The 9,345-nt window shown below is 72.3% G+C and carries 5 protein-coding genes; 1 reads left to right on the forward strand and 4 read right to left on the reverse strand.

Translation table 11 applies throughout. The annotated features are described in order from the left end of the window. Positions 1-261: 261 nt before the first annotated feature. Positions 262-3,843, reverse strand: coding sequence for a transcription-repair coupling factor (gene mfd, locus DY245_RS14570; RefSeq protein WP_128507378.1), 3,582 nt, complete (start codon positions 3,841-3,843; stop codon positions 262-264). Positions 3,844-4,100: 257 nt separating this feature from the next. On the opposite strand from mfd, the gene DY245_RS14575 reads away from it, so the two are divergent. Next, positions 4,101-5,777 carry an MFS transporter gene (locus DY245_RS14575; RefSeq protein WP_483409814.1) on the forward strand — a complete coding sequence of 559 codons (1,677 nt, stop codon included), beginning with the start codon at positions 4,101-4,103 and terminating at the stop codon, positions 5,775-5,777. 23 nt (positions 5,778-5,800) lie between these two features. Here DY245_RS14575 and DY245_RS14580 read toward each other — a convergent pair whose 3' ends face one another. The 3 genes from DY245_RS14580 to DY245_RS14590 all read right to left on the reverse strand — a co-directional run. Next, on the reverse strand, positions 5,801-6,790 hold the full coding sequence (locus tag DY245_RS14580; RefSeq protein ID WP_244943040.1) for a cellulose-binding protein: 990 nt from the start codon (positions 6,788-6,790) through the stop codon (positions 5,801-5,803). A 133-nt stretch (positions 6,791-6,923) separates the two neighbouring features. Beyond that, positions 6,924-7,859, reverse strand: a complete 936-nt coding sequence (locus tag DY245_RS14585; RefSeq protein ID WP_425329386.1) for an LCP family protein — start codon at positions 7,857-7,859, stop codon at positions 6,924-6,926. Positions 7,860-8,096: 237 nt separating this feature from the next. Then, on the reverse strand, positions 8,097-9,345 hold a 1,249-nt coding region (locus tag DY245_RS14590), incomplete at its 5' end, for an SUKH-4 family immunity protein (protein WP_181923672.1).

The following is a 9,345-nucleotide window of genomic DNA, read 5'->3' on the forward strand; positions in this document are numbered from 1 at the left end:
GGTGGGTTTTCGGACGTAAAGCGAAGCAGTCCGAAAACCCACCCCGGAGGCGCCGAACCCGGCACCCCCACACACCGGGGCCCCACCCCACACCCCCTCCCGCCGAAGGCGGAAACAACAGAGGCACGGGGGGCCACCCGACAACGCGGGAAGCGGGGCTACGAGCCCAAAGAGGCACGGCGGGCCACCCGACAACGCGGGAAGCGGGGCTACGAGCCCAAAGAGGCACGGCGGCGTCACCCGACAACGCGGGAAGCAGGGCTACGAGCCCAAAATGGTCGTCAGGAACTCCCCCACCCACCCCAGCAGTTCGCGCCCCACCAGCGGCTTGCCGCCGATCTTGCCCGTCGTCGGGCGGGGCACCAGGATCTGGCGGGTGGCGGGCTTGAGGACCGTACGCGGATACAGGCGCTTGAGGCGCAGTTCCTGGGACTCGCGCAGTTCCACGGGGCCGAAGCGGATGTTGCTGCCCTGGAGGGTGATGTCCGAGACGCCGCAGGCGCGGGCCAGCATCCGCAGGCCGGCGACCAGCAGGAGGTTCTCGACGGGCTCGGGGAGCTTGCCGTAGCGGTCGGTGAGCTCCTCGCGGACCGCGGCGATGTCCTCCTCCGAGTTGGCGGAGGCGATGGCGCGGTACGCCTGGAGGCGCAGCCGCTCGCCCGGCGCGTAGTCGTGCGGGACATGCGCGTCCACCGGGAGTTCGATCTTGACCTCCAGCGGTGGCTCCTCCTCCACACCGCCTTCGAGGGAGGCGCGGTAGTCGGCGACCGCCTCGCCCACCATCCGTACGTAGAGGTCGAAGCCGACACCGGCGATATGGCCGGACTGCTCGCCGCCCAGGAGGTTGCCCGCGCCGCGGATCTCCAGGTCCTTCATGGCGACATACATGCCCGCGCCCATCTCGGTGTGCTGGGCGATGGTCGCCAGCCGCTCATGGGCGGTCTCGGTGAGCGGCTTCTCCGGCGGATAGAGGAAGTAGGCGTAGCCGCGCTCGCGGCCGCGGCCCACCCGGCCGCGCAGCTGGTGGAGCTGGGAGAGGCCGAAGTTGTCGCCGCGCTCGACGATCAGGGTGTTGGCGTTGGAGATGTCGATGCCCGATTCGACGATCGTGGTGGAGACCAGCACGTCGAACTTCTTCTCCCAGAAGTCGACGACGACCTGTTCGAGCGCCGACTCGCCCATCTGACCGTGGGCGGTCCGGATACGGGCCTCGGGCACGATCTCGCGGAGCCGGGCGGCGGCGCGGTCGATCGATTCGACGCGGTTGTGGATGTAGAAGACCTGGCCCTCGCGCAGGAGTTCACGGCGGATGGCCGCGCCGATCTGCTTCTGCTCGTAGGGGCCGACGAAGGTGAGGACGGGGTGCCGCTCCTCGGGCGGGGTGGTGATCGTGGACATCTCGCGGATGCCGGTCACCGCCATCTCCAGGGTGCGCGGGATGGGGGTGGCGGACATGGTGAGCACATCGACGTTGGCGCGGAGCTTCTTGAGCTGCTCCTTGTGCTCGACGCCGAACCGCTGCTCCTCGTCGACGATGACCAGGCCCAGGTCCTTGAACTTGGTCTCGGCGGAGAAGAGGCGGTGGGTGCCGATGACGAGGTCGACGGAGCCCTCCCGCAGCCCTTCGAGGACGGCCTTGGCCTCGGTGTCGGTCTGGAAGCGGGAGAGCGCCTTGACGTTGACCGGGAACTGGCCGTACCGCTCGGTGAACGTGCCGTGGTGCTGCTGGACCAGGAGGGTGGTGGGGACCAGGACGGCGACCTGCTTGCCGTCCTGGACGGCCTTGAAGGCGGCGCGGACCGCGATCTCGGTCTTGCCGTAGCCGACGTCACCACAGATGAGGCGGTCCATGGGGACCGACTTCTCCATGTCCTCCTTGACCTCGGCGATGGTGGTGAGCTGGTCGGGCGTCTCCGCGTACGGGAAGGCGTCCTCCAGCTCGCGCTGCCAGGGGGTGTCCGGGCCGAAGGTGTGGCCGGGCGCCGCCATCCGGGCGGAGTACAGCTTGATCAGGTCGGCGGCGATCTCCTTGACGGCCTTCTTCGCGCGCGCCTTGGTCTTGGTCCAGTCGGCGCCGCCGAGCCGGTGCAGGGTCGGGGCCTCGCCGCCCACGTACTTGGTGACCTGTTCGAGCTGGTCGGTGGGGATGTAGAGGCGGTCGCCGGGCTGGCCGCGCTTGGCCGGCGCGTACTCGACGAGGAGGTATTCGCGGGTGGCGCCCTGGACCGTGCGCTGCACCATCTCGATGTAGCGGCCCACACCGTGCTGCTCGTGGACGATGAAGTCGCCGGCCTGGAGGGTCAGCGGGTCGATGGTCTTGCGGCGGCGGGCCGGCATCCGGGCCGCGTCCTTGCCGGCCGCCTTCTGGCCCGAGAGGTCGGTCTCGGTCAGGACGGCGAGCTTGAGCGACGGGTCGATGAAGCCGTTGTCGATGGAGCCGCAGGCGACATGGACCAGGGACGGGGAGATCTCGGCCAGGTCGCCGTCCAGGCGTGCGGGGACGCCCTCGCCGCCGAGGACCTCGACCGTACGGGCCGCCGGGCCGTGCGCCTCGGTGACATAGACCGTGCGCCAGCCGTCCGCGAGCCACTGCTTGGTGTCGGCCAGCGCCCGCTGGGTGTCACCGCGGTAGCTGTCGGGGGCGTGCATCCCCAGCTTGAGGGTGTCGCCGTCCACGGCATCGCCCACCGCCGGCTCCTGGCCGGCGGCGCCGTCCGCGAGGTCACCGGAGCTGAACTGGCTGACCGACCACCACAGCATCCCCAGCTCACGAGCCCGCTCGCGGACGTCCGCGATGCCCCACAGCGAGGCCGCGCCCACATCGATCGGTGCCGCCCCGCCGCCGGCGCTGGCCGCCCAGGAGGCCTGGAGGAACTCCTGGCTGGTGGCCACCAGGTCGGCGGCCCGGGTACGCACCCGCTCCGGGTCGCACACCACGGCCATGGAGCCCTTGGGCAGCACGTCCAGCAGCAGCTCCATGTCGTCGACCAGGACGGGAGCCAGGGACTCCATGCCCTCCACGGCGATGCCCTCGGCGATCTTGCCGAGCAGCTCACCCAGCTCCGGGTGCTGCTCGGCGAGCGCCGCGGCCCGCTCGCGCACCTGGTCGGTCAGCAGCAGCTCACGGCACGGGGGCGCCCACAGGCCGTGCTCGGCGACCTCCAGGGACCGCTGGTCGGCGACCTTGAAGTAGCGGATCTCCTCGACGTCGTCGCCCCAGAACTCCACCCGCAGCGGGTGCTCCTCGGTCGGCGGGAAGACGTCCAGGATGCCGCCGCGGACCGCGAACTCACCGCGCTTCTCGACGAGTTCGACACGTGCGTAGGCGGCCGCCGCCAGGCCGTCGACGATCTCTTCGAGATCGGCGCTCTGCCCCGTGCGCAGACTGACCGGCTCCAGCTCGCCCAGCCCCTTGACCTGCGGCTGGAGCACGGAGCGGATCGGTGCGACGACGACGGAGACGGGGCCGGCACTCGGGTCGTCGCTGCGCGGGTGGGTGAGCCGGCGGAGCACCGCGAGGCGCCGGCCGACGGTGTCCGAGCGCGGCGAGAGCCGCTCGTGCGGCAGCGTCTCCCAGGACGGGAACTCCACGACGGAGTTCTCCTCGCCGGCCGGCATCAGCGTACGCAGCGCGGCGGCCAGGTCCTCGGCCTCCCGGCCGGTGGCGGTCACGGCCAGCACCGGGCGCTGGGCGCCGCGGGCCAGTGCGGCGACCACGAACGGGCGGGCGGCCGGCGGCCCCACCAGGTCCACATGCGGCCGGTGTCCGTCGGCCGCGGCCTGTACCGCTTCGGCGAGCGCCGGGTCCCGTACGACGGCGTCGAGCAGACCAGTCAGGCTCATGAAAAGGTTCCGTCCCAGCAAGCGAGGCGAACAACGCGAACAGCCCGCAACGTCGTACGGGCGGGGGCTGCCCACGATACGCCCGACCGCCGACAACCTGTCGCCGAAGCGGTCGCTGCCCCGCGGAGCCGGGGCGGCGAGGGCCCGGCCGGGGTGCCGTCCCGGACTCCGAGAAGCGCCGTTCCGCATTCTGACCCGACGTGCCAAGGTGTGGGCCGGAACGGTGTCCACTACACCCAACTGCGGAGGGGGAACCCGTGGGCCGCACGACGAGGGACAGCGACAGCCCTACGGACCGGGGGACCGGCGGCCCGGACCCGTCGGGGGCGGCCTCCGGGGCCGATCCGGCCCGCACCCGCCGGCGCGGACCGGTCATCGCGGCCCTCATGCTCGGTATGGCGCTGGCCGCGCTGGACTCCACCATCATCGCCACCGCCGTCCCGCAGATCGTCGGCGACCTCGGCGGCTTCGCGGTCTTCTCCTGGCTCTTCTCCGGCTATCTGCTGGCCGTCACCGTCACCCTGCCCGTCTACGGCAAGCTCTCCGACACCTTCGGCCGCAAGCCCGTCCTGGTCACCGGCATCGTGCTGTTCCTCGTCGGCTCGCTGGCCTGCGCGGGCGCCTGGGACATGGCCTCCCTGATCGCCTTCCGCGTCCTGCAGGGCCTGGGCGGCGGCGCCCTCCAGGGCACCGTCCAGACCATCGCCGCCGACCTCTACCCGATGAAGGAACGCCCCAAGATCCAGGCCAAGCTCTCCAGCGTCTGGGCCGCCTCGTCGGTCGCCGGGCCCGCACTGGGCGGACTGCTCGCCACCTTTGCCGGCTGGCGGTGGATCTTCCTGGTCAATGTGCCGGTGGGCGCGGTGGCGCTGTGGCTGATCGTGCGGCACTTCTTCGAGGATGAACGGGGCGGACGGGGCCGCCCGGTGCGGCAGGCCGGCGCCGCGGCCCGCCGGCCCCGGGTCGACTGGCCCGGGGCGCTCGCGATCTTCGCCTGCGGAGGGCTGCTGCTGACCGCCCTCGTACAGGGCGGTGTCGCCTGGGCCTGGCTCTCCGCGCCGTCGCTGCTGCTGTTCGCCGGGAGCGCGGTGTGCGCGGCGGGCACCGTCCTGATCGAACGCCGCGCCGCGGAACCGATCATCCCGGGCTGGGTCTGGCGCCGCCGCACCATCTGCGCGGTCAACCTCGCCCTGGGCGCCCTGGGCCTGCTGATCGTCGCCCCGACCGTCTTCCTGCCCACCTACGCCCAGTCGGTGCTGGGCCTGGGCCCCACCGCAGCCGGCTTCGTGCTCTCGGCCATGACCCTGAGCTGGCCCCTCTCGGCCGCCCTCAGCAGCCACGTCTACCGCCGCATCGGCATCCGCAACTGCTCGATGCTCGGCATCGGCACGGCCTGTCTGATCCTGCTCGCGTTCCCCCTGCTGCCCTACCCCGGCGCCGCCTGGCAGCCCGCCCTGATCATGCTGGCGCTGGGCGCCGCCATCGGCCTCTTCCAGCTCCCGCTGATCATCGGTGTGCAGTCCTCGGTCTGCTACGCGGAGCGCGGCACCGCCACCGCCTCGATACTTTTCTGCCGCCAGGTCGGCCAGTCCTTCGGCGCCGCGCTCTTCGGCGCCATCGCCAACGCCACCCTCAACGACCGCCTCGCGCACGCCCCTTCGGCCATCCGCCCCGGCCTGCCCGACGACCTCGACGCGGCCTCACGCGCCCTGGAACACGCCGGCACGCTCACCGCCCAGGCCGCCGACTACCTCCGCCGCGCCGTCGCCACCACCGTCGACCATGTCTACATCGGTGCCGCCACGGCCGCCGCGCTCGCCCTGATCGCCCTTCTGCTGCTGGCACCGCGGCGCTTCCCGGTGCACGCCGACGCCCGTACGGGAGAGAGCGGTCAGGCCCGTACGGGCGAGGGCGAGCAGCCGGGCGGGACGTAGACGGGCGGGCGCGGGCCGTACGGTCAGCCGCGCGCGACGCCGTCCCGGCGGGGCAGATGGGTCTCCAGGGTGTCTTCCTCGTCGGGGTCGACCCCCGGTCCGCCGTCGGGGTCGCCGCCGTCGTCCGCCTCCGCCATCGGATCCTTCCCGGTGAGCGCGGCCAGGGTGTTGCGGACATGCGTCATATGGGCGCGGACCTCCTCGCGCTCCTCCTGGTGTTCGCGCAGCGCCCGGTCGGTGGCGCGCTCGACGCGCTCCACCTCGACCGCGGCCTGGGCCAAAAGCCCGGCGGCACGGTCCTCGGCATCCTCCTGGCGGTGCCGGGCGGCCTCCGCGGCCTCCGCGTCGAGCCGCCGACGCTCGGCGACCGTGGCCTCCCCGCGGGCGTCCAGCTCGGCGACGAGCCGGTCCATCTCCGCTTCCAGCCGGACGAGTTCCCGCCCGGCTGCATCCCCCTCCTCGGCCTGCTGCTTCTCCTGGTCGCGGAGCAGCTGCGCGCTGTGCCGGACCGTCCTGGCCAGCTCGTCGGCCGCCTCGCCCCGCAGCTCCTCGGCCTCCTTGGCCGCCTCGGTCACCAGGGAGGCGGCCTCGTCCCGTGCCGTCTCCTCCGTGCGCCGCGCCCACGCGTCCGCCTCGGTGCGCTGCGCGCAGGCCACCTCGTCCGCCGCGTCACGGACCCGGTCCGCGTACGCGACGGCCTCACTGCGGACCTCTTCGGCCGCCTTCTGCGCCTCGGCCCGCAGCCGCTCCGCCTCGGACTCCGACGTGGTCAGGATCAGCCGTGCCTCGGTGCCGAGGGACTCGAACGTCTCCGGCGGCTGCTGCGCCACATAGGCGCGCAGTGCCACGAGTTCGGACTCCATCTCGTTGCACAGGACGGTGAGCCGGGCGGCGCGCTCCCAGCAGGAGTCACGGTCGATCGAGAGCCCCTCGACGCGGCGATCCACGTCCTGTGGCCGGTAGCCGCGCCCTCGTACGGTCTCGAACCCGTGAGGCGAAACCGATGCACTCATCCCTCAAGCCCCTCTTCCCGCGGCATTCCGCGTGGCTCCGTGCAGCACTGTGCAGTTACCCGCACTTCCCTGCGGACCGGTTCGAAGCCGCACCATCGCGACACTCCGCCCCAACCCACCCACACAGGATGCGTCATTTATCGGCAGAAGTCGGAATTGGATCATCGTTGCGCAGGGCCCGGAACAACCGGCTCGCCCCGTTCTCGTCCCACAGCAGCACCGAACCGGCGCCGCTGACCATCACTCCAGGCAGCCGCACCGGCACCGTGGTCGCCGTCCCGCCGCCCTTGGCGATCTCCCTCATCGACCAGCCCATCTTCGCCAACTGCCCGATTCCCGCCCTCTCATCCACCGCCACCGCCGACAGCGCGACATCCAGTACGCGCTTCGTCCGGACGGGATCGAGCAGCACATCGGCGCCGAGCATCTCGTCCGCCACCGCGCCGATCAGCTGCCGCTGCCGCTTCACCCGTCCGAGGTCACCCAACGGGTCGGCATAGCGGGCCCGTACGTACGCCAGTGCCTGCGTACCGTTCATCCGCCGGCAGCCGGCCGCGAAGTCCGCGCCCGACTTCTCGTCCTTCAGCGGCTCGTCCAGACACAGCCGCACCCCGTCCAGCGCATCCACGACCTGTACGAGCCCCAGGAAGCTGACCTCGGCGTAGCGGTCGATCCGCAACCCCGTCGCCTGTTCCACCGTTCGGGTGAGCAGCTGCGGGCCGCCGTCCGCATACGCCTCGTTGATCTTCCGGCTGCCGTACCCCGGCACCGGGACATAGCTGTCGCGCGGCAGGCTGACCAGCGTGGGGGCGCGCCCGCCGGAGTGCAGCACCATGATCGTGTCGGTGTTCTGCACCTGGTTGTTGCCGACATGCAGATCCCTGCGCTGGCGCGGAGTCAGCTCGCCGCGGCTGTCCGAGCCGACCAGCAGCCAGTTCGTGCCCCTGCCCGCGGCCGGCCGCCCGGCGTAGTCGCCCAGCGCGGACACATGCCGCAGCTGCTGCCCCGCCCAGAGGTACAGCCCGGCCCCGCCCGCCGCCACCAGGACGACCAGCACCAGCAGCACCAGGAGCGCTGTGCCCCAGATCCCGCGGCGCCGGGGCGGGCCCGGTCCGCGCCATCGGCCGGGCGCACGCCGGTGCCACCACCGCGACCGCCCCGCCCGGTACAGCGTCGTCGTCGACTGCGGCAACGGGGATATCGGACGGCCCATATACGCATGGTCATGGCGCCCGGCCCATCCCGCAGGTCGAGCGCCATGACCATGTCCCCACGGCAGACCCCGCTGCCGTACCCCCGGTCCGCGCTACAGCAGCCCGTCCCACATCTGTTCGAGCAGCACCGACCACCAGGTCTCCGGCGAACCCAGCGCCGGCGGATCCAGCGCGACCAGCTGCGCCTGGAAGTCGACGGTCCAACGACCCGCCTGCTCCGGCGTCAGCCCGTAGCGCAGCCGCCACATCCGCCCCAGCATCGCCAGACAGCGCACAAACTCCGGCAGCCCGCTGTTGACGAACTGCGGCGTCGCCGGATGACTCCCCTGTCCCGAGGGGGCTCCGGCCTCCATCGGCACCGCCACGATGTGCGCGGTCCCGTACTGCACACACAGCTGACGGCCGAAGTCGTTGCCCATCACCAGATACGAACCGGCATCCGACGCCGGCTGCACCATCCGCTCCGCCGCCAGCTCCGCCAGCGTCGGCACCGGACGGCCCGGCTGCGCCTGCGCCCAGAAGAACGGCCCGAAATCGACCGGCAGCCCGGCCCACACCAGCATCTGCGCCACCACCTCGGGCACACCGTGGCGGGAGACCGCCCGCTGGTCGAAGCGGAAGATCCCCTGCGGCCCGAACGCCTGCTCCAGCTCCTGGCCGATCGCCTGCGGCGGCACCGGCGGCACCGGCTGCACCTGCGAGGGATGCGGCAACGGCACCCGCACCGGCGCCGGCCGCGCCGGACCGTCCGCGACCTGGTGCAACTCGCCCTGATGCTCGACGAGATGCCGTACGCCCTGCTGGCGCGAGGCATGGTCCTTGCCGTACGCGGCGGTGTGGCTGATCCGCACCTGCGGCCAGTTGTCCCTGATCATCCGGGCGCAGTAACCACCCGGCAGATCACAGCACTCCAGCTCGGTGTGCAGCTCCAGCACCTGCTGCGGCGGAATGTTCATCCCGCGCAGCTCGTGCAGCAGCTGCCACTCCGGATGCGGCGTACCGGGCGCCGAGCGGCGCACGATCTTCTGCTCGGAACCGTCCGGCGCGCGATAGCTGAGGACGGCCATATAGCCGGGGCCGACGGTCGGCTGACCGCTGGGCGCCTGCGGATAGCCGTACGCACCGGGGCCTGCGGGGCCCTGCGCACCGGGCGGGCCGGGCGGGGCGGGCTGACCGGGCGGGCCCACGGGGACACCCGGGGGCGGAGTGCCGGGACCGGCCGACGGCGCCGGCACACCAGGGCCGCCAGGGCCGCCGGACAGTGCGGCACCACCGGCGAGCATCGTCGCCGCGGCGTGCACCCCGCCGCCACCGGTACCACCGGCGGCGGGCGGAGCGGGC

Origin of the sequence: Streptomyces inhibens (genome assembly GCF_003389455.1) — a bacterium.
Lineage (GTDB): Bacteria > Actinomycetota > Actinomycetes > Streptomycetales > Streptomycetaceae > Streptomyces > Streptomyces inhibens.